Origin of the sequence: Erythrobacter sp. 3-20A1M, from assembly GCF_018636735.1 — a bacterium.
In the GTDB taxonomy this organism is placed as follows: Bacteria; Pseudomonadota; Alphaproteobacteria; order Sphingomonadales; family Sphingomonadaceae; genus Alteriqipengyuania.
This window is the reverse complement of the sequence record NZ_CP045200.1, coordinates 1742312-1759545: the sequence shown is the minus strand read 5'-3', so window position 1 is coordinate 1759545 and position 17234 is coordinate 1742312. Positions and strand designations below refer to the sequence as shown.

Genomic DNA, 17234 nt, shown 5'->3' with positions numbered 1-17234 from the left:
GGGCAGGGCGATCGAGCCCGCCGGTGCGGGCGCACCGAAAATTGATAGGGGAAGCAAATTGGCCAGCATGGGTCTCAATCTGGACGAACAGAAAGCCGTCGACCGTTTCCGGCAGGACGTGGTCGAACCGAGCATGAAGAAGCTCGTGATCCTCGATTTCTGGGCCGAATGGTGCGGCCCGTGCAAGGCGCTGGCCCCGGTGCTGGAAAAGGTCGCTGCGGATTACGCGGACAAAGGCGTGCTGCTCGCCAAGCTGGACGTGGACAAGGAACAGTTCATCGCCAGCCAGTTCCAGGTCCAGTCCATCCCCACCGTCTACGCGCTGTTCCAGGGCCAGCCGGTGGCCGACCTGACCAGCGCGCGGACCGAGAGCCAGCTGAAGCAGATGCTCGACCAGATCCTCGCCCAATTGCCCATCGAAGCGGGCGATGACGATGCGGCGCCGGGCCAGGCAGGCCGGCAGCAGCAGGATATCGCACAGTTCGTCGCGATGGGCGAGCAGGTGCTTGCCGATGGCGAGGCGGAGCGCGCCGCCGGTATCTTCCAGCAGGTGACCGAGATGGAGCCGGGCAATGTGGCCGCGCAGGCAGGGCTGATTCGTGCGCTGGTAGCGGCCGACCGGGTCGAGGAAGCGCAGGCCGCGCTCGCTGCGCTGCCGGACGACGTGGCCAAGGACCCGCAGATCGATCAGGTGCGCAGCGCGCTCGATTTCGCCGGTAGCGAGGTTGATGAAGTTGAACTCGACCGGCTGCGCAAGGCGGCGGACGTCAACGCTCCGGAAACGCAGATCGAATTCGCCGAGGCCGCCTTTGCGGCGGGGCATCGCGACGAGGCCGCCGATGTGCTGCTGCAGATGATAGAGACCGACCGCGAATGGAACGATGGTGCCGCCCGCACCAGTCTGCTCAAGATATTCGAGGCGATCGGGCTGGAGGATCCCTGGGTGGTGACCACACGGCGTCGGCTTAGCAAGATCCTGTTCGGATAAGCGGGCGCGTGCGTCTTTCGATCTTCCCCCTGTCCGGCGCGATCCTGTTCCCGGGTCTGCAATTGCCGCTCCACATGTTCGAGCCGCGTTACCGGGCGCTGGTCGGCGATGCGCTGGCGCGCGACCGGCGGATCGCTATGATCCAGCCCAACCCGGCGGTGAAGGACGCACCGCTTTTCCAGGTCGGCTGCGTCGGGCGTATCGGCGAGGTCGAGGCGCTCGACGACGGACGCTACAACCTGGTGCTGGAAGGGGAATCGCGCTTTCGGCTCGTGCGCGAGCTCGATGTCACTACCGCGTTCCGGCAGGTGGAGGGCGAACTGATCGAGGATGACGAGGACGCGGTGCTGTCCAGCGTCGAACGGGCAGGGTTCGAGCAGGAGGCGCGCCGTTTCGCCGATTCGCAAGGCTATGCGGTCGACTGGGATTCGGTGGAACGGCTCGACGACCAGTCGCTGATCAACGGCGTCAGCCAGATCGCGCCGTTCGATCCGGCTGCGAAACAGGCGCTGCTCGAGGCACCCGATCTCGGCGCCCGGTGCGAACTGCTGATCCAGTTGATGCACTTCTTCGGCCGCCACGATGGCGGCGACGACCGCGTCACCTTGCAGTAGCGGTTAAATCCCGAACGAGCCCTTCAGGCCGTCGATGACATATTGCGCGGCCAAAGCGGCGAGCAGCACGCCGAGCAGGCGGGTGATGACCGCTTCCACCCGCGCGCCGAAGACCTTCATGATCGGGCCAGCGGCGATCAGCGCGACAGCCGTGATGACCAGCACGGCTGCGAGTGCACTGAGGACCACCAGCGTACCCTGCACCCCCCGGGCATTGTTGGTCAGCAGCATGATCGCAGCGATCGCGCCCGGTCCGGCCAGCATCGGCATCGCCATCGGGAAGATCGAGACGTCCTCCACCTCTGGCGTTGCCAGGACCTTCTCCGCGCGTTCCTCGCGCCGCTGGGTGCGCTTCTCGAACACCATCTCGAACGCGATCCAGAACAGCATCAGCCCGCCCGCGATGCGAAAGCTGTCGAGCTCGATATGCAACGCGCCGAGCAATTGCTCGCCGAACAATGCGAAGACGAGCAGGATGCCTGCCGCGATGACGCAGGCACGGATCGCCATGTTGCGGGCTTCGGTCGCGCTCGCGCCCTTGGTCAGCCCGGCATAGATCGGTGCGCAACCGGGCGGGTCGACGATCACGAACAGCGTGATGAAGGCGGAGATGAAGAGGTTCAGCACGGCGGCGGTCAGTCGTTCGTCGTCACCGCGTCGTCAACCACCGATTGCATCGCGCCATCGGTCAGGAAGCCCACCGTGACCTGCCGGGCACCGGAAGCAGACCCGGCGTAATCGACCACCAGCGTATTGTCGTCCGAAGCGATGCGCGTAGTGGCGGGATCGGCGACGAGCTGCGCCGCAGGCGCACCGCAATCGGCGACCTTGGCCGCAATCATCTCCGGCTTTTCCTCTGCGGCATCCGGATAAGCGAAATCGAGCACCCAACGATAATCGCCGTCCTTCTGGCGATGCCAGACGGTATCGAACGTCCCCTGTACCCCGCCCGGCTCGCTGTAGGTTCCGCGCGTTACTGCCAGCGAACCGTCGCAGCTGCTCCAAACGGCATAGGGTTCCCACGAAACCGCTTGCGCGGGATCGGTCTGCTGTTTGAGCCAAGGCATTGCCGCGATCGCCCCGCCAGGGCCCAGGATCACCGCCCCCTCGCCCGCATATTCGCGGAACGCGGTCCACTGCCCCTCGGTTCGGGCGGCCTGGGCGAAGGCAAGCTCGGTCGCGATCACCTTGCTCGGATTGGCGACATCGCCGACCAGTCGATCGTAGCGGTCGCGCGACATGCCCGAGGTGGCACATGCGGAAAGGCCGAGCGCGGCGGCAAGGCAGGCGAGAGCGGCAATCGGCTTCATGGTAACCCCCGGTTCTAGAGATCCGTCGGCGCGTCGAGCCCGGCATGGGCATATGCGGCGACCAGCGTGTTGCGCAGCAGCACCGCGATCGTCATCGGACCCACGCCGCCCGGCACCGGCGTGATCGCGCCCGCCCGGGCACTCGCTCCTGCGAAATCGACATCGCCGACCAGGCGGCCCTTCTCCTCGCCAGCGGCAGGCGGGAGCCGGTTGATCCCGACATCGATCACGGTGGCGCCGTCCTTCAGCCAGTCGTCCCGCACCATCTCCGCCCGACCGACGGCAGCGACGACGATATCGGCGCGGCGCACGACTGCGGGCAGGTCCTTCGTCCGACTATGCGCGATAGTGACGGTCGCGTTGGCGTCGAGCAGCAACTGCGCCATCGGTTTGCCCACGATATTGGAGCGGCCGATTACAACCGCTTCCAGTCCCGAGAGATCGCCCAAGCGGTCGGTCAGCAGCATCATGCAGCCCAGCGGGGTGCATGGCACGAAACCGGTGCTGCCGGTCGCGAGCCGACCCGCATTGATCACGTGGAAGCCATCCACGTCCTTGTCCGGATCGATCGCGGCGATCACCGCCTGCGCATCGATGTGGGCAGGCAGAGGAAGCTGTACCAGGATACCGTCGACTGCCTCGTCCGCGTTCAGCTTCTCGACCAGAGCGACCAGCGCAGCTTGCGAGGTATCTTCCGGCAAGCGGTGCTCGAAGCTGTCCATGTTCGCTGCCAGCGTCGCCTTCCCCTTGCTGCGGACATAGACCTGGCTTGCTGGGTCCTCCCCCACCAGCACCACCGCCAGGCCCGCCTTGCGGCCCGCCGCTGTCTCGAACTCGGCGGCTACGGCACCGACCCGCTCGCGCACCTTGGCCGCGAATGCCTTCCCGTCGATGATGTCCGCGCTCAAGCGACACCCCCGATGAGACCGCGCAGGACGATGAGGATGATCTGGAGAAGGATGATCAGCACCAGCGGCGAGAAATCGATCGCGCCGGTTGCAGGCATGCGTCGCCGGATGGGGGCCAGCAGCGGCTCGAGCAGTGCGTTGATCGAGTTATAGACCTGCGACATGAACTGGTTGCTCGGGCTGATCACGTTGAACGCGAACAGCAGACCGATCACGAACTGGACGATGATCAGCATGACGAACACGTTCGTCAGCATCGCGACGATATCGTAGAGGGTAAGAAGGGCTTGCATATCGGTTCCTGTATCCGGCGGGCGTCTTGGCGAAGTAATACACCCGCGACGCTCGCTCAAGGGATTGGGCGCTATTTGTGGACCAGCGTCCCTGCCCCACGGCTGGTGAAGAATTCGAGCAACATGGCGTGTGGCACGCGTCCGTCGAGCACCACTGCGGCATCGCACCCTGCTTCGACCGCGGAAACGCACGTCTCCAGCTTGGGGATCATCCCGCCGGTGATGGTACCCTCCTCGCGCAGCGTCGCGATACCAGCCGGGGTCAGGTCGGTCAGCAATTCGCCGTCCCCGCCCAGCACGCCCGCCACGTCGGTCAGCAGGAACAACCGCGCCGCGCCTAGCGCTCCGGCCAGCGCGCCTGCCATGGTATCGGCATTGATGTTGTAGGTCTCGCCACCCTCCCCGGCACCGATCGGCGCGACCACGGGGATCATCCCCGCCGCGCTGGCCGTGTCGAGGATGGTGGTATCGACATGTGTCGGATCGCCCACGAAGCCGAGGTCGAGCACCTGCTCGATCTGGCTGTCGGGATCGCGCGTGGTGCGCTGCACCTTGGTCGCCGTGACGAGGCCGCCGTCCTTGCCGGATATGCCCATCGCCTTGCCGCCCGCCTGCGCGATCCAGCCGACCAGTTCCTTATTGATCGCCCCGGAGAGGACCATTTCCGCGACCTCCGCGGTCGCCTTGTCCGTCACGCGCAGGCCATCGACGAAGGTGCTTTCCACCCCCAGCCGTTTCAGCATCGCACCAATCTGCGGGCCGCCACCATGGACGACCACCGGATTGATGCCGACCGCCTTCAGCAACACGATGTCCTGCGCGAATTCACGCGCGGCCTTGGGGTCGCCCATGGCATGGCCACCGTATTTCACCACGAAAGTGCGACCGGCATAGCGCTGGAAATAGGGCAGCGCGTCGATCAGCACTTCGGCCTTGGCGAGCATGGCCGCGTTCCCGTTCGCATTCATCGCATGCATTCCTTCCGCGTCGCGTCGCCGGCGCGCTTAGCGGTTCGCCGCGATGGGGGAAAGCCGCCGCTTAGTTGCCAGGCGTTTCGGCAGCGGTGACCGGCTGATCCATCTGCTGCTCCGTGGCGTTCGGTTCGCCCGGTTGCGGCAGATCCTGATTGAGCCGCTCCTGCTGCGTCGTCACGGCGGAATCGGCGAGTTCGACATCGTCGGTATCACCGTCGGCATTAAAATAGATCGCGACCGCACCGACCGCGAGCAATACGATCAAGGCAACCCAGATCCAGCGGGTTTTCGGTGTGCTATCGGGGACCGGGTCGGACATGATGAGCTCCTATCGGAATGGTTGGAAAATGGAGCGGGCGCGGTCGGCCCGTTCGATCAATCAACGACAGCGGCACACACCCGTTCCGCGCTCTAGCTGGCCCGCTCAGTTCCGCTTGTCATGGTTCTGAGCCTCAAGAGCCCAAGGATTGGTGGACTGCTTGCTTTCGTGTCTGCCGTGGGCTTCCTTGCCATCGCTCGTGGCCTCATCGAGCGAAGGCATGCTGCAATAGGTAGTCAACAGAACGCCAGCCGCCCAGATCAGCGCCTTCCACCGGCTGCGGAATATGTCCTTTTGCCTCACCAGCATGACAAAGAGGCGTTACGCAGGCGCCGGTTAAAGAAGCGCGAATGCCCCGTGCGGGAACGCTAAGGCACATCGGCAGTCTCACCTCTATTAAGCAGGGGAGTGCCATGACCAGATCCGAAGACCTTCACGGTGCCCAGCGCGGCGGAACAGGCGGAAAGCCTGGTTCGGACGAGAATAGCCATCCCCTCAACCACCCGCAGGATGGGAAGGACGATGAAGGGCAAGAGGGGGAGGATGTGTCCCACCCGCCCGAAGAAGGCGAAGCCGTCTCCGATTACTTTGGCTTTACCGAGATTTTCAAACGTGTTCTTTCGACCGCCGATCACGAATTGGACGTCAGCAATCTCTACCTGTTCTGGAGCGCCCTGGGCGCGGGCGGCGCGCTGGGTCTGACCTTCCTCGCGCGCGTTATCTTCACCGAAAGCGCCGGTGAGATCGAGCCTGGCCTGCTTGGCAACCTGCTCTACCCGGTCGGATTCCTCATCATCGTGCTGGGCCGCTACCAGCTGTTCACGGAGAACACGCTGACTCCGGTGGTGCTGGTCTTGACCCGGTTGGCGAGCCTGCGCGACCTGTTGCGGCTGTGGCTCGTCGTCTTCGTCGGTAACATGGTCGGTGCGATCGCGTTCGCGGCGGCTATCGCCTATTCGAACGTTTTTACGCCTGAACGAGCGGCGAGGGCGATGGAGATCGGCCATCACGCGATCGAAACCGAGTGGCTCGAGATTTTCTACCGCGGGATCATCGCAGGCTGGATCGTGGCCGCGATGGTCTGGCTGGTTCATGCCATGCGCGATTCGATCGGTCGTGCGCTGGTGATCTACGTGCTGATGTACTTCATCGGGGTTGGCACGTTCTTCCACGTCATCACGTCCTCGGTGGAGGCGTTCTATATCGCCTTCGCCGACCCGACAGTGAACTTCTGGGTACTTTGGCCGAACTTCGTCGCCCCGGTCCTGATCGGGAACACGCTGGGCGGCATCATCTTCGTCGCGGTGCTGAACTACGCCCAGTTCGCCGAGCACAAGGATAGCCGGATGTTCGAGCGCTACGAACGGATGAGCATGAAGCAATGGCTCTTCGGCCACCGCGAGCATTATTGAATGCGTAGCGCGGATCGCCGGACGCGGGCGCGGGAACGGCCCGGCCCCCGGAAGGTCCTTACTGCATGACAGATCGCGAGTCCGAGCACGAAAAGCGGCCAAGGGCGCTAAAGAACTCCGAGAGCGACGCCAGGCTCGAAGATCTCGACCGGAACGAGAAGGAGATCATCCGCGATCACGAGGTCGCCAGTGCGAAGCTGGTGCACGAAATCATCCGGTTGCGTGGCATCGCCGAACTGGAGAAACCGTTCTTCGCCCTGCTCTGGTCGGCGCTCGGCTGCGGCTTTGTCATCGGACTCTCCCCGTTCGCGCAAGGCATTCTGGCCGTTTCGCTGCCCGACAGCAGTTACAAGGGCGTGCTGGTCGCGCTGGGATATTCAGTCGGCTTCATCGCCGTGATCGCCGGGCGCATGCAGCTGTTCACGGAGAACACGCTGACCGCCGTGCTGCCGCTGGCGACGACGCGCAACCGGCGCAACCTGCTGCGGACGCTGCGGATGTGGGGCATCGTCATCGCCGGCAATGTCGTCGGCACGCTGGGCTTCGCGCTGTTCAACCACTTCGATTTGGGCGGGATGCCGCAGGTCAGCGCGGCGGTTGTCGCCCATTCCGTGGAGGAGATGCACATCTTGATGCCCGACGCGTTTCGGCGCGGCATCCCCGCGGGCTTCATGATCGCCACGCTGGTGTGGGCCTCGCCCAACCTGGAGCGGCAGGATATCCTGATCATCACCATCATCACCTGGTTGATGGCGCTTGGCAGCGTGGCGCACTCCATCGTCGGGTGCGCGGAGATGTGGATCGCCGTGCTCAGTGGTGCGATCGGACTGGGACAGGGCCTGTTCGCTTTCCTGATCCCCGCGATCCTTGGCAATATCGTCGGCGGGGCGTTGCTGTTCACCCTGCTGGCCCATGCCCCCGTGCGCGCCGAGATCGAGGGGAGCGAAGCCAAGCGGGCTGTGGAGGCCCGCCCGCGCGGCCGGATCAGCGCATCGGCAGGGCGCGGCCGGGGATAATCCGCACCCCGCCCGCGCCACTACCCGTCCTTAGCCCTCCGGCTCGGCTTCGCTATCCGCTTCCGTACCGGCTCCGGCATCCGCCTGCGCTGCGACCGCCGCGTCGAGCTCGGCCTTGGTCGCACCCAGATACAGCGTCTCTACCGCGCCTTCCGCCTCGGCATAGAGATAGCTCATGGGCAGGCGGTAGGTCGCATCCCCGTCGCTCACGGTGACGATGTCGCCGTCGATCGCGGTCACCGTCCCGATCTCCGCCCCGGTGGAATCGGCGACGGACACGCCCGCGGTCACCTGCGCCCGGGTGGCGGCCATCATCTGCGCCGTCTGATCGACCGTATCCTGCGTGGTCTGCATGGTATCCTGCGCCGCGGTGCCCACCGTATCGGTGGTCTGGCCCACGACCTCGCCGGTATCGACCTGCGCGCCTGCCCCGGCATTGACCTGAGCGGCGGCTGGCATGGCGATCGCAGCGCCGGCACTCGCGATGAGAAGTGTTATCTTGCGCATGGGTTCTCTCCTTCCTTGCGTCTGTAGGTGGGCGGGAGAACGCACGATCGCGCGATTGGGGTGCCGGGGGCCGGTCGCGACAGATCTTCGGCTCGTCGCGGAATGTGCGATTTTAGCGTTTCAGAACAAAGTCTTATGCTTACGCCGATCGCTTCTCCGAAAGCGGCGAGCCGCCGCGCCCGTGCGGCAGAGCACGCCCTCGGGCCCTCCCCGATGCCCCGATTGGCGGTTCGTTTACCGCTTGCGGCGCAGATTGTGCGGCGATGGGAAAGCTGCTCCCTTTCCGCCGTACGAAGCGCACGCGCCGCGACTGGACGCGCCCCGCCGCCTATGGCGTGCCGAAGCGGCGTCGCGCGGGTGGCGACGGCTGGCTCGCCGCCGCGCGCGGGCTCGGCCCGATACTGGTCGCCGCGCCGCTGGCCGCCTTCACCGCCGTGTGGCTGCTGAGCGGCCCACCAGAGGCGGAGGCGGGCTCGGGCGCCGATGGCCGCGACGGGGAAAGCGCGCATTTCTCCCGCTGCGCCGGTCCGATCCGCGTCACCTGCGTGATCGACGGCGACACCATCTGGTACCGGGGCGAGAAGATCCGTATCGCCGACATCAACACGCCCGAGGTGAGCGACCCGGACTGCGACTACGAGCGCCGCCTGGGCGAACGCGCCACCGCCCGGATGACCGCGCTGCTGAACGATGGCGCCTTTTCGATCGAGCCCAACCCCGATGGCCGTGATACGGACAAGTATCACCGCAAGCTGCGCATCCTGACCCGCGACGGCAGGAGCCTGGGCGACACGCTGGTGCGCGAGGGGCTGGCCGAGGAATGGCAAGGCTTCCGCCGCGACTGGTGCTGAACGAGGGGGCGCGAAATCCAACAGGATGGAACACATGGAACAGTGTCCTGACGCGGAAAAGCGGACCCGGTCGACGAGGCCGCGCGGGTGACGAAAGTGACACCCCGTCACTTTCGCCTGCGGCGGCAAGCTGTTGGGCGATAAGCGTTTTTCGGTCTGACGTGGCAGGGTGACACCCAGGGGCGAGGCGGGAAAACGCAGACCCTCGCGCCTTCGAGCGATCGGGAGGGCGTCTTTCGCAAGGGAGCGGTGCGCGCGCATCGCCGCCTTTCAAGCAAATCCGCGCGGAGTAGGAAAATCCGCCCGCTCACCCTTTCGCCGGCTCAGACCAAGAAGAACACCACTAGCCCGACGCAGGCCGCCGCTTGCAGCAGGGCGATGGTGTGAAGATTGCCGGAAAACGGCTGCTTGCGTGTCTTGTGTCGGAACAGCGCCCGGCCTGCATAGGCACCGACGGTCCCGCCGAAGAAGGCGAGCTGGAGCAGCGTCGATTCCCGCACCCGCCGGATCCCCTGCTCCGCGCACGCCTTGTCGAGGCCGAATGCCACAAAGGTCGCGAAATTCACCCCGATCAGCGCGTAGAGCGCCAGCAACGCCGGCGGTTGGGCGAGTAGCTCTTCCACCACGCCGCGATAGTGCGGAATTGGTGAGGGAGTGATTAGCGGGCCTGTCAGGAGTTGCGCGGGCGTACAATGTCCAGCCCTGACCGCTGGGGCTTCGCCCCAAGCATCGAGGCAACGAAGATTTCGCGCCCATTTGACGAGCCCAAGCGCACCGCCGAAATGCGCGTACCGCGTGGCTGACCGCATAGCTTAATTCCGGCTGCGTCGAAGTCCGCCGCTATGAAGACTGTTACGGCCGCAAGCTACGCGTCATCGCCCGCGGCGGAACAAGCGCGGTCGAGCCGCTTTCGGTCGAGGGGCCAGCAACAAGATGGGGCGAGGCGCGGCGGCGGTCGTGTTAAGGGGGAAGGAACTCTTTCAAGCTTTGCTGGCAGATTTTCGGTAAGCGCCATCTACCACGACTATCTCAGGTGTTCTGAGCCCCTTCTTTTTTCGCTGTTCTTCTAAAAAGCGCACATCCTTCAATTTATTTCTAAGCTTGCCGACATCTAGGATGAGAAAGTAACTCTTAAAGGGTTTCTCAGCCTCATCATACAGGGCTAGCTGCTTCTCATATCCATGAACGAGCCGCGTATTTGTTGAGAGCTTAATTTCCACGAGAATTCTCTTTTTAAATCCCGATGAGAATTTGAAATGAACCGGGCCTCGGCCCGCGTAAGCCTCAGGCGAGATATCAAGATCGTTCGCTTCGCAATAGGAATGGGCAATCGAATAGAACATCCTCTGAGCGGCCTGCTCCAAGCGAATGGTTTTCGAGTCTACATATAAGTCTTTCCAGAGGTTTCTTTTTTCAATCAGAAATGTATATTGCTCTAGGATCTTTGCGACAACCTTCGCCATCTCCTCCTTTGACGTTGCCTTTGGCTTCGAGATTTTCAGTGGGTAATCGGATGACACTCTCTCACCGATAGTTCTCCAGATAATTTCACCAAGTCTGTCACCGGCAAAATCATAGGGTTTACCGTCCTGCCCGTGCAGCATGTCGAGTAAGTTGCCAAAAGCACCCTCACCCGAAAGCGCCCAAGCTTTAAGCTTCGACTTGCTCTCGAGTGTTTTCTTTGACCACAATTTTGAGATGTCTTCGTTTAGGTTATCTCGGAATTCGGCGTTTCTCGCACTTACCTCTTGTACTCCAGCCCAATCCAGCGCGAGAGGCAGGTCCTGAAGGATATCTTTCGGCAGAAGAATGACAGGAATGTCCGCTTCTGGGAAACACGGATTCTCCGCAAACTTGGCATCGTAACGCTTTCCGTTTCCAAGTTTGATGTTGAATGTCTTTGTCTTTATTCGCAAAGACTCATACACTCTGAGATTGAATGCCATGATTTGCTCGAAACAGACGTTTGTGAACATATCGCCAATCAAGTCAGGCCCAAAGTCCTCCTCAAATAGCCCCATCGCCAGAAATAAATCTGGATCGTCAATTCCTAGTTGCACGATCTCGCTCGCTGTAGCGAGAAGTCGCTGGGTCATCTCATGGCCAACGCCAGAGCCCGCTATCGAGTCAGCGCCGTATCCAAGGCATGTCCCTTTTACCTCCGGAAATTTGAGGAGCTTGTAGGCGGACCGCCAAGCTTTCGTTTTCTCATTTTCGCCACTCGCTGCAACAAGCGTCCGAACTGTCTCGAAATATTGCTCGAAATGCGAGCGTGCCGCTCGCATTTCGGCATGGTCACTATTCTCCAGAAGAAGCGGATCTGGGAATAGCTTCGTATCGATGTTCAGGCTGACATCAAACACGCCCAACTTCTCCAGTACTTTCGGCTTTGCGTCGAAAGCACTGGAGAAAAGAATGGGCGCTTTTGAGCTTTTACTCACTCCGCCGCCTGCACCCCGTCAGCATCATCCCCGAACAGCCCCGGGCCGTCGTCCTCAGCGCCGTCGACCTCGTTCGCGGCCTCGGCCTTGTTGCGCTTGTCGAAGGTGCTCCACACCGTGTTCCAGTCGCCCTTGGTCGCGCCCTTCGAATATTCGGTCGCGCGCTGTTCGAAGAAGTTGGCGTGCTCCACGCCGTTCAGCAGCGGGGCGAGCCATGGCAGCGGGTGCTCGTCGACCATGTAGAGCGGCTGCAGGCCCAGCTGGCCCAGCCGCCAGTCCGCGATGTAGCGGATATACTTCTTGATCTCCTTCGCGGTCATGCCGGAAACCGGCCCCATCTCGAAGGCGAGGTCGATGAAGTTGTCTTCCAGCCGCACCGACTTCTGGCAGATGTCGATGATGTCCTCCTTCACCGCCTTGGTGTAGCAGTCGCGCTCGCGCACGAATTCGTGGAACAGGCGGATGATGCCTTCGCAGTGCAGGCTTTCGTCGCGGACCGACCAGCTGACGATCTGGCCCATGCCCTTCATCTTGTTGAAGCGCGGGAAGTTCATCAGCATGGCGAAGCTGGCGAACAGCTGCATGCCTTCGGTGAAGCCGCCGAACGCCGCGAGGGTGCGGGCGATGTCCTCGTCCGTGTCGACGCCGAACTGCTGCAGGTAATCGTGCTTGTCCTTCATCTCCTCGTATTCGAGGAACATGCCGTATTCGCTCTCGGGCATGCCGATCGTGTCGAGCAAATGGCTGTAGGCCGCGATGTGGATCGTCTCCATGTTGGAGAAGGAGGCGAGCATCATCTTGATCTCGGTCGGCTTGAACACCCGGCCGTATTTCTCGTGGTAGCAGTCCTGCACCTCGACATCGGCCTGGGTGAAGAAGCGGAAGATCTGGGTGAGCAGGTTGCGCTCATGCTCGGTGAGCTTCTGCGCCCAGTCGCGGCAATCCTCGCCCAAGGGCACTTCCTCGGGCATCCAGTGGACCTGCTGCTGGCGCTTCCAGAAGTCGTAGGCCCACGGATATTCGAACGGCTTGTAGGTCTTGCGGGCTTCGAGAAGGGACATGGATTGCGGCTCCGGTTCGTGTGACCCACAACATATAGCGGTTGTGGGCGGAAATGTGAATCGCCGTGTGGCGGGCGGCGCTCTCGCCTGTGGGGGATGAGTCCCATCGGCAACAGCTGCGAATCGGTACGCCCCCGGCGCGTCGGGATCGGATTATGCGGGTGTGTCCCGCGCTGCCAAAATGCCGGCGCGGGATCGGGTGGGGATAATTCATGCCGGCCCCGGAACTGCGGGGGCGGGCGGTGCGCTTTACCTCACACAGGCGAAACGAAAGGAGCCCCGCGATGGGCAAGCTCGAACCCGACAACAGCCCCGATCTCACCCATGCGAAGTCCGACGTGCCGTTCGAACCCGAACGCACCGGCCCGCGCGAGGATGCGGCGCGCGCCAAGGCGAAGCGGCGCGAGGAAGAGGAGCGCAAGGACGATGGCGAAGGATAAGGACGAGGCGCATCGCCACGCGATCGAGAACCCGGTCGGCGACGACGATCCGCGCTACGACCAGTACGCGGTCAACCAGCCGGAAACGATCGACGAGGACGGCGAACTTCCCCCCGGCGCAAAAGGCGGCCCCGGCGATGGGGACCCGATCGCCGCCGATGCCGAGGACGACAGCTACTCCGAATCCGACGGCGATATGGAAGCACCGGGAGCGGACGAGAACAGCAAGGCGAAGGCGGATCGGGGCGCGAAGAACGGCGAGTGATCCTTCCCCGCACCGACCCGTTTCCAACTCGCGACGAGTTGCGGAACGCGCGACGGCGATGGCCGTTGGTATGGTATAAGACGCTTTAAAGGAAGGAAGAATTCATGTTCGAGAAGCTGCGGATCAAGGAGCATATGGAAGTCGCTGACGCCAACGGTCAGCACGTCGGCACGGTAGACGAGGTCAAGGACGATCGTATCAAACTGACCAAATCCGATGCCAGCGACGGATCGCACCACTTCATCCCGCTGGACGACGTCGAAAAGCTCGATGACAACCGCGTCTACCTGAAGCAGGGTGCACGCATTCCGACGGGTACCGGCGCCAACTAATCGGCCAGCATATGCAGAAAGCCCTCGCTTCCATCAGGAGAGCGGGGGCTTTTCTCGTTTAAGGCCTGAAGGCAGGCACACCCGACGCCTGAACGTTGTTTTCGCGAAAGTGGGCTGGTGCCGCTTACGTGACTCGAACACGTGACCCCATCATTACGAATGATGTGCTCTACCAACTGAGCTAAAGCGGCATTGCCGGACCGCGCCTTAATCGCGCGGGCGACGGGTCGCAACGGAATTTGCCGCTGCGACCGGAAGATGGAGGCCCGAGCCGGAATCGAACCGGCGTGCAAGGATTTGCAGTCCTCTGCGTAACCACTCCGCCATCGGGCCGCCGCCCGCGCGGCTGGCGGACAGTCGCGCGGGAACAGCGCCCCTAGCCGACGCCCGATCGCAATTCAACGGTTTTGGATTCGCACTCCCGCAGGCTGGTCCCGCGTGGCGAAGGATGGCATGGCGCTGCGATGTCCGCACTCGACCTGATCGCCCCTGTGACCGACCGCGATGCCACCATCACCCTGCCCGCCGATCCGTGGATGCAGGGGCGCACCCTGTATGGCGGGGCGAGCACGCTGGTCGCCTATACCGCCGCCGTCCGGCGCTTTCCCGATCTGCCCCCCCTGCGCAGCGGCCAGGTCGGCTTCGTCGCGCCGGTCGGGGAAACGGTCACGACGCGGGTCGCGATGATCCGCCAGGGGCGAAACGTGGCGCAGGTGCGCAGCGAATTGCTGGTCGACGAGGAGGTTGCGCTGACTGCATTCTTCCTCTTCGGTACAGCCCGCGAGGCGAATGCGCGGCACAGCGCGCCGTGCGCCGAGCCATGGCCCGGCAGTCCCGAGGAGAACGCCGATTCCGCGATCGATCAGGCACCGGCGTTCCTCGCCAACAATTACGAGGTCCGCCGGGCGCAGGATCGCGGTTGGTCCGGTCCGCCCGTCATCCGCCGCTGGGTCCGGCTGAAGGCAGGCGGCGGACTCGACCCCACCAGCCGGATCGTGCTGATGGGAGACACCCTGCCCCCCGGCGCGATGCGGGCGATGGAGCGGCCCGGCCCGCTCAGTTCGATCAACTGGACCTTCAACCTCCTCGACCCCGCACCGGAAACGCGCGACGGCTGGTTCCTGACGGAGAATGCCAGCGTAGAGGCTGCCGATGGCTACTCGACCGAGCGCCTGCGCATGTGGGATGCCGACGGTCGGCAGGTGGTCGCCGGCCAGCAGCTGGTCGCGATTTTCGGCTGACCGCAGGCCCTTGTCAGAGGGCGCCGTCAGACGTCGCTGAAAACAGGTATCCGCTTGGCCATGCCGGCCAGCACCGCCTCGACCTGGTTGGACGATCGAATGATCGCCGCCTGCTCCTCGCTCTCGCGCAGCAGGAGCGCCGCACCGTCCGTATCGGCCATGGCGTTGGACAGCCGCTTGGCCGCGCGGATCGCATGCGGATTGCGCATGGCGATCGTTCCGGCGAGGTCCAGAGCTCGTGCCAACGGATCGTCGGCGATCTCGGTCACGAGTCCCATCACCTGCGCTTCCTCGCCGGAAATTTCGCGGTTGGTATAGACCAGTTCGCGCAGGACATCGTCGCGCACCAAGCCGCGCCAGTGGCGATAGCCGCCCATGTCGGGCACGATCCCCCAGCGCATTTCCATGATCGCAAGACGAGCGTCGGCGCGTGCGATCCGGACGTCGGCACCGCTGGCGATCTGCAGGCCGCCGCCGAAGCAAACACCGTGAATGGCCGCGACGACCGGCACGGCCAGCTCGCGCCAGGCAGTCGCCACCTGTTGGAACCGGTTGGCGATGCCGTACGTGCGCTCTTCCAGCGGGGGTTCGTCCGGATCGGCCATGTTGGCGAAGCTAGCGGTATCGAGCCCGGCGCTGAACGCCCGCCCTTCCCCCGACAGGACCACGGCGCGCAGCCCGCGCATCTTGTCGAGCGATTCGGCAGCGGAAATGATGCCGTCGAACATCGCCCGATCGAGCGCGTTCATCTTGTCCGGCCGCGTCAGGCGGACCTGAGCCACGCCATCGTCATCCAGCGAAACTGCAACGCGGTCGTTCGTCGAAAGAGGAATGGCCGCCATCGCTTGTGTCTCCTGTAGGGATCGCTCCGTCGCGCAATTCGGGGGCGCTGTCTAGCAGGTGATAATAATATTAATCGAGGTGGTGGCGAAACCCGATGCGGGCGAGCGCTCAACCCGCCGCGCGCCGATCGCCGGTGTTGATTCCCTGCGCGGAAAGATAGCGTTTGATGTTGCGCGCCGCCTGCCGCAACCGCTGTTCGTTCTCCACCATCGCGATGCGGACATAGCCTTCGCCCTCCTCGCCATAGCCAACGCCTGGTGCCACCGCGACCTGCGCATGCGTGAGCAACTGCTTGGAGAATTCCAGGCTGCCCAGATGGGCGAGTGCGGGCGGCAGCGGAGCCCAGGCGAACATGCTGGCGGGCGGCGGCGGAATGTCCCAGCCCGCGCGCGCGAACGCCTCCACCATCACGTCGCGCCGCTTGTGATAGATGCGCCGGTTTTCCTCCACGCAGTCCTGCGGGCCGTTCAGCGCGGCGCAGGCCGCTGCCTGGATCGGGGTGAAGGCACCGTAGTCGAGATAGCTCTTCACTCGCGTCATTGCCGCGATCAGCTGCTGGTTGCCGACCGCGAAGCCGATCCGCCAGCCCGCCATCGAATAGGTCTTCGACAAGGAGGTGAACTCGACCGCCACGTCCTTCGCCCCCGGCACCTGCATGATCGAGGGGGTGGGATTGCCGTCGTACCACAGCTCCGAATAGGCGAGGTCGGACAGGATCCAGACCTGATGCTCCTTCGCCCAGGCGACCAGCCGCTCGTAGAAGGCGAGATCGACCACTTCGGCGGTGGGGTTGGAGGGATAGTTCACCACCAGCACGCTGGGCCGCGGCACGGTGTAGGCCATCGCGCTTTCCAGCTGACGCCAATATTCCTCGTCCGGGGTGGTCGGTACGCTGCGGATCGTCGCGCCCGCGATGATGAAGCCGAAGGTGTGGATAGGGTAGGACGGGTTGGGCGCCAGCACCACATCGCCGGGCGCGGTGATCGCGTTGGCGAGGCTGGCGAGCCCTTCCTTCGACCCCAGCGTCACCACTACCTCGCGCTCCGGGTCGATATCGACCCCGAAGCGATTGCCGTAATAATTCGCCTGCGCTTTTCTGAGCCCGGGAATACCCCGCGATTGGGAATAGCCGTGCGCATCGGGCTTCTGCGCCACCTCGCACAGTTTATCGAGCACGTGCTGGGGCGGCGGGCGGTCGGGATTGCCCATGCCCAGATCGATGATGTCCTCGCCCGAACGCCGCGCCGCGTGCCGCATCGCGTTCACCTCCGCGATGACGTAGGGCGGCAGGCGTTTCATGCGGTAGAATTCGGTTTCCATCGTGGTCCTGAGAATGTGACGGGCGATCGGCGGCGATTCTGAAACATTCCGTCAGCCGCCGCAATTGCCGCGGTAACAAAATATCGATGGGGATATAGC

The 17234-nt window shown here is 63.6% G+C and carries 21 protein-coding genes and 2 tRNA genes; 9 read left to right on the top strand and 14 right to left on the bottom strand.

Annotated features, from left to right (window positions below):
* Nucleotides 1-67 precede the first annotated feature (67 nt).
* Complete coding sequence (locus F7D01_RS08710) at nt 68-988, top strand: tetratricopeptide repeat protein (protein ID WP_215227228.1); 921 nt, start codon at nt 68-70, stop codon at nt 986-988.
* A gap of 8 nt (nt 989-996) precedes the next feature.
* Entirely contained in the window at nt 997-1602 is a 606-nt protein-coding gene (locus F7D01_RS08705; protein ID WP_215227227.1) for an LON peptidase substrate-binding domain-containing protein, read from the top strand.
* 3 nt (nt 1603-1605) lie between these two features.
* On the opposite strand, the gene F7D01_RS08700 is transcribed toward F7D01_RS08705, so the two are convergent.
* The 6 genes from F7D01_RS08700 to F7D01_RS08675 all read right to left on the bottom strand — a co-directional run bounded on the left by F7D01_RS08700 (nt 1606) and on the right by F7D01_RS08675 (nt 5406).
* Nucleotides 1606-2229, bottom strand: a complete 624-nt coding sequence (locus F7D01_RS08700) for a MarC family protein (RefSeq protein WP_215227226.1) — start codon at nt 2227-2229, stop codon at nt 1606-1608.
* Nucleotides 2230-2237: 8 nt separating this feature from the next.
* Complete coding sequence (locus F7D01_RS08695) at nt 2238-2912, bottom strand: hypothetical protein (RefSeq protein WP_215227225.1); 675 nt, start codon at nt 2910-2912, stop codon at nt 2238-2240.
* Nucleotides 2913-2926: 14 nt separating this feature from the next.
* Complete coding sequence (folD, locus tag F7D01_RS08690; RefSeq protein ID WP_215227224.1) at nt 2927-3820, bottom strand: bifunctional methylenetetrahydrofolate dehydrogenase/methenyltetrahydrofolate cyclohydrolase FolD; 894 nt, start codon at nt 3818-3820, stop codon at nt 2927-2929.
* Nucleotides 3817-4113 (bottom strand): YggT family protein, encoded by a 297-nt coding sequence (locus tag F7D01_RS08685; protein ID WP_215227223.1) that lies wholly within the window; start codon nt 4111-4113, stop codon nt 3817-3819. The genes folD and F7D01_RS08685 overlap by 4 nt, the downstream gene beginning before the upstream one ends.
* Nucleotides 4114-4184: 71 nt before the next feature.
* Complete coding sequence (argB, locus tag F7D01_RS08680; RefSeq protein ID WP_215227222.1) at nt 4185-5081, bottom strand: acetylglutamate kinase; 897 nt, start codon at nt 5079-5081, stop codon at nt 4185-4187.
* Between the two features lie 70 nt (nt 5082-5151).
* Nucleotides 5152-5406 carry a hypothetical protein gene (locus F7D01_RS08675; protein ID WP_215227221.1) on the bottom strand — a complete coding sequence of 85 codons (255 nt, stop codon included), beginning with the start codon at nt 5404-5406 and terminating at the stop codon, nt 5152-5154.
* A gap of 413 nt (nt 5407-5819) precedes the next feature.
* On the opposite strand from F7D01_RS08675, the gene F7D01_RS08670 reads away from it, so the two are divergent.
* Together F7D01_RS08670 and F7D01_RS08665 are read left to right on the top strand one after the other, a co-directional pair.
* Nucleotides 5820-6818 carry a formate/nitrite transporter family protein gene (locus tag F7D01_RS08670; protein WP_215227220.1) on the top strand — a complete coding sequence of 333 codons (999 nt, stop codon included), beginning with the start codon at nt 5820-5822 and terminating at the stop codon, nt 6816-6818.
* A gap of 65 nt (nt 6819-6883) precedes the next feature.
* Entirely contained in the window at nt 6884-7834 is a 951-nt protein-coding gene (locus F7D01_RS08665; RefSeq protein ID WP_215227219.1) for a formate/nitrite transporter family protein, read from the top strand.
* Between the two features lie 30 nt (nt 7835-7864).
* Here F7D01_RS08665 and F7D01_RS08660 read toward each other — a convergent pair whose 3' ends face one another.
* Nucleotides 7865-8341 (bottom strand): hypothetical protein, encoded by a 477-nt coding sequence (locus F7D01_RS08660; RefSeq protein WP_215227218.1) that lies wholly within the window; start codon nt 8339-8341, stop codon nt 7865-7867.
* A gap of 263 nt (nt 8342-8604) precedes the next feature.
* Between F7D01_RS08660 and F7D01_RS08655 the strand changes: the two genes are divergently transcribed.
* Complete coding sequence (locus F7D01_RS08655) at nt 8605-9192, top strand: thermonuclease family protein (protein WP_215227217.1); 588 nt, start codon at nt 8605-8607, stop codon at nt 9190-9192.
* 323 nt (nt 9193-9515) lie between these two features.
* Here the strand turns inward: F7D01_RS08655 and F7D01_RS15260 are convergent, their stop codons facing one another.
* The 3 genes from F7D01_RS15260 to F7D01_RS08640 form a co-directional block, all read right to left on the bottom strand.
* Nucleotides 9516-9815 carry a DUF1294 domain-containing protein gene (locus tag F7D01_RS15260; protein WP_251566652.1) on the bottom strand — a complete coding sequence of 100 codons (300 nt, stop codon included), beginning with the start codon at nt 9813-9815 and terminating at the stop codon, nt 9516-9518.
* A gap of 357 nt (nt 9816-10172) precedes the next feature.
* Nucleotides 10173-11633 (bottom strand): hypothetical protein, encoded by a 1461-nt coding sequence (locus tag F7D01_RS08645; protein ID WP_215227215.1) that lies wholly within the window; start codon nt 11631-11633, stop codon nt 10173-10175.
* Nucleotides 11630-12694, bottom strand: coding sequence for a ribonucleotide-diphosphate reductase subunit beta (locus tag F7D01_RS08640; protein WP_215227214.1), 1065 nt, complete (start codon nt 12692-12694; stop codon nt 11630-11632). Before F7D01_RS08640 ends, F7D01_RS08645 begins: the two co-directional genes overlap by 4 nt.
* Before the next feature lie 284 nt (nt 12695-12978).
* Here F7D01_RS08640 and F7D01_RS08635 point away from each other — a divergent pair, with 284 nt between their 5' ends.
* The 3 genes from F7D01_RS08635 to F7D01_RS08625 all read left to right on the top strand — a co-directional run bounded on the left by F7D01_RS08635 (nt 12979) and on the right by F7D01_RS08625 (nt 13731).
* Nucleotides 12979-13134 (top strand): hypothetical protein, encoded by a 156-nt coding sequence (locus F7D01_RS08635; protein ID WP_215227213.1) that lies wholly within the window; start codon nt 12979-12981, stop codon nt 13132-13134.
* Complete coding sequence (locus F7D01_RS08630; RefSeq protein ID WP_215227212.1) at nt 13121-13399, top strand: hypothetical protein; 279 nt, start codon at nt 13121-13123, stop codon at nt 13397-13399. The genes F7D01_RS08635 and F7D01_RS08630 overlap by 14 nt, the downstream gene beginning before the upstream one ends.
* Nucleotides 13400-13503: 104 nt before the next feature.
* Entirely contained in the window at nt 13504-13731 is a 228-nt protein-coding gene (locus F7D01_RS08625) for a DUF2171 domain-containing protein (RefSeq protein ID WP_215227211.1), read from the top strand.
* A gap of 115 nt (nt 13732-13846) precedes the next feature.
* Here the strand turns inward: F7D01_RS08625 and F7D01_RS08620 are convergent.
* Together F7D01_RS08620 and F7D01_RS08615 are read right to left on the bottom strand one after the other, a co-directional pair.
* Nucleotides 13847-13922, bottom strand: a tRNA-Thr gene (locus F7D01_RS08620).
* Between the two features lie 68 nt (nt 13923-13990).
* Nucleotides 13991-14064: transfer RNA gene (locus F7D01_RS08615), tRNA-Cys, on the bottom strand.
* A 131-nt stretch (nt 14065-14195) separates the two neighbouring features.
* On the opposite strand from F7D01_RS08615, the gene F7D01_RS08610 reads away from it, so the two are divergent.
* Nucleotides 14196-14972: an acyl-CoA thioesterase II gene (locus F7D01_RS08610; protein WP_215227210.1), complete on the top strand. Its 777-nt coding sequence runs from the start codon at nt 14196-14198 to the stop codon at nt 14970-14972.
* A 26-nt stretch (nt 14973-14998) separates the two neighbouring features.
* On the opposite strand, the gene F7D01_RS08605 is transcribed toward F7D01_RS08610, so the two are convergent.
* Together F7D01_RS08605 and F7D01_RS08600 are read right to left on the bottom strand one after the other, a co-directional pair.
* On the bottom strand, nt 14999-15814 hold the full coding sequence (locus F7D01_RS08605) for a crotonase/enoyl-CoA hydratase family protein (protein WP_215227209.1): 816 nt from the start codon (nt 15812-15814) through the stop codon (nt 14999-15001).
* A gap of 109 nt (nt 15815-15923) precedes the next feature.
* Entirely contained in the window at nt 15924-17135 is a 1212-nt protein-coding gene (locus F7D01_RS08600) for an LL-diaminopimelate aminotransferase (RefSeq protein WP_215227208.1), read from the bottom strand.
* Between the last annotated feature and the right edge of the window lie 99 nt (nt 17136-17234).

What these genes read in the sequence shown, in the direction of transcription:
- F7D01_RS08685 (WP_215227223.1), bottom strand. Translation starts at nt 4,113, where the DNA reads ATGCAAGCCCTTCTTACCCTCTACGATATCGTCGCGATGCTGACGAAC.
- F7D01_RS08665 (WP_215227219.1), top strand. Translation starts at nt 6,884, where the DNA reads ATGACAGATCGCGAGTCCGAGCACGAAAAGCGGCCAAGGGCGCTAAAG.
- F7D01_RS08660 (WP_215227218.1), bottom strand. Translation starts at nt 8,341, where the DNA reads ATGCGCAAGATAACACTTCTCATCGCGAGTGCCGGCGCTGCGATCGCC.
- F7D01_RS08605 (WP_215227209.1), bottom strand. Translation starts at nt 15,814, where the DNA reads ATGGCGGCCATTCCTCTTTCGACGAACGACCGCGTTGCAGTTTCGCTG.
- F7D01_RS08670 (WP_215227220.1), top strand. Translation starts at nt 5,820, where the DNA reads ATGACCAGATCCGAAGACCTTCACGGTGCCCAGCGCGGCGGAACAGGC.
- F7D01_RS08640 (WP_215227214.1), bottom strand. Translation starts at nt 12,694, where the DNA reads ATGTCCCTTCTCGAAGCCCGCAAGACCTACAAGCCGTTCGAATATCCG.
- F7D01_RS08600 (WP_215227208.1), bottom strand. Translation starts at nt 17,135, where the DNA reads ATGGAAACCGAATTCTACCGCATGAAACGCCTGCCGCCCTACGTCATC.
- F7D01_RS08695 (WP_215227225.1), bottom strand. Translation starts at nt 2,912, where the DNA reads ATGAAGCCGATTGCCGCTCTCGCCTGCCTTGCCGCCGCGCTCGGCCTT.
- F7D01_RS08625 (WP_215227211.1), top strand. Translation starts at nt 13,504, where the DNA reads ATGTTCGAGAAGCTGCGGATCAAGGAGCATATGGAAGTCGCTGACGCC.
- F7D01_RS08635 (WP_215227213.1), top strand. Translation starts at nt 12,979, where the DNA reads ATGGGCAAGCTCGAACCCGACAACAGCCCCGATCTCACCCATGCGAAG.
- F7D01_RS08655 (WP_215227217.1), top strand. Translation starts at nt 8,605, where the DNA reads ATGGGAAAGCTGCTCCCTTTCCGCCGTACGAAGCGCACGCGCCGCGAC.
- F7D01_RS08710 (WP_215227228.1), top strand. Translation starts at nt 68, where the DNA reads ATGGGTCTCAATCTGGACGAACAGAAAGCCGTCGACCGTTTCCGGCAG.
- F7D01_RS08675 (WP_215227221.1), bottom strand. Translation starts at nt 5,406, where the DNA reads ATGTCCGACCCGGTCCCCGATAGCACACCGAAAACCCGCTGGATCTGG.
- argB (WP_215227222.1), bottom strand. Translation starts at nt 5,081, where the DNA reads ATGAATGCGAACGGGAACGCGGCCATGCTCGCCAAGGCCGAAGTGCTG.
- F7D01_RS08610 (WP_215227210.1), top strand. Translation starts at nt 14,196, where the DNA reads ATGTCCGCACTCGACCTGATCGCCCCTGTGACCGACCGCGATGCCACC.
- F7D01_RS08630 (WP_215227212.1), top strand. Translation starts at nt 13,121, where the DNA reads ATGGCGAAGGATAAGGACGAGGCGCATCGCCACGCGATCGAGAACCCG.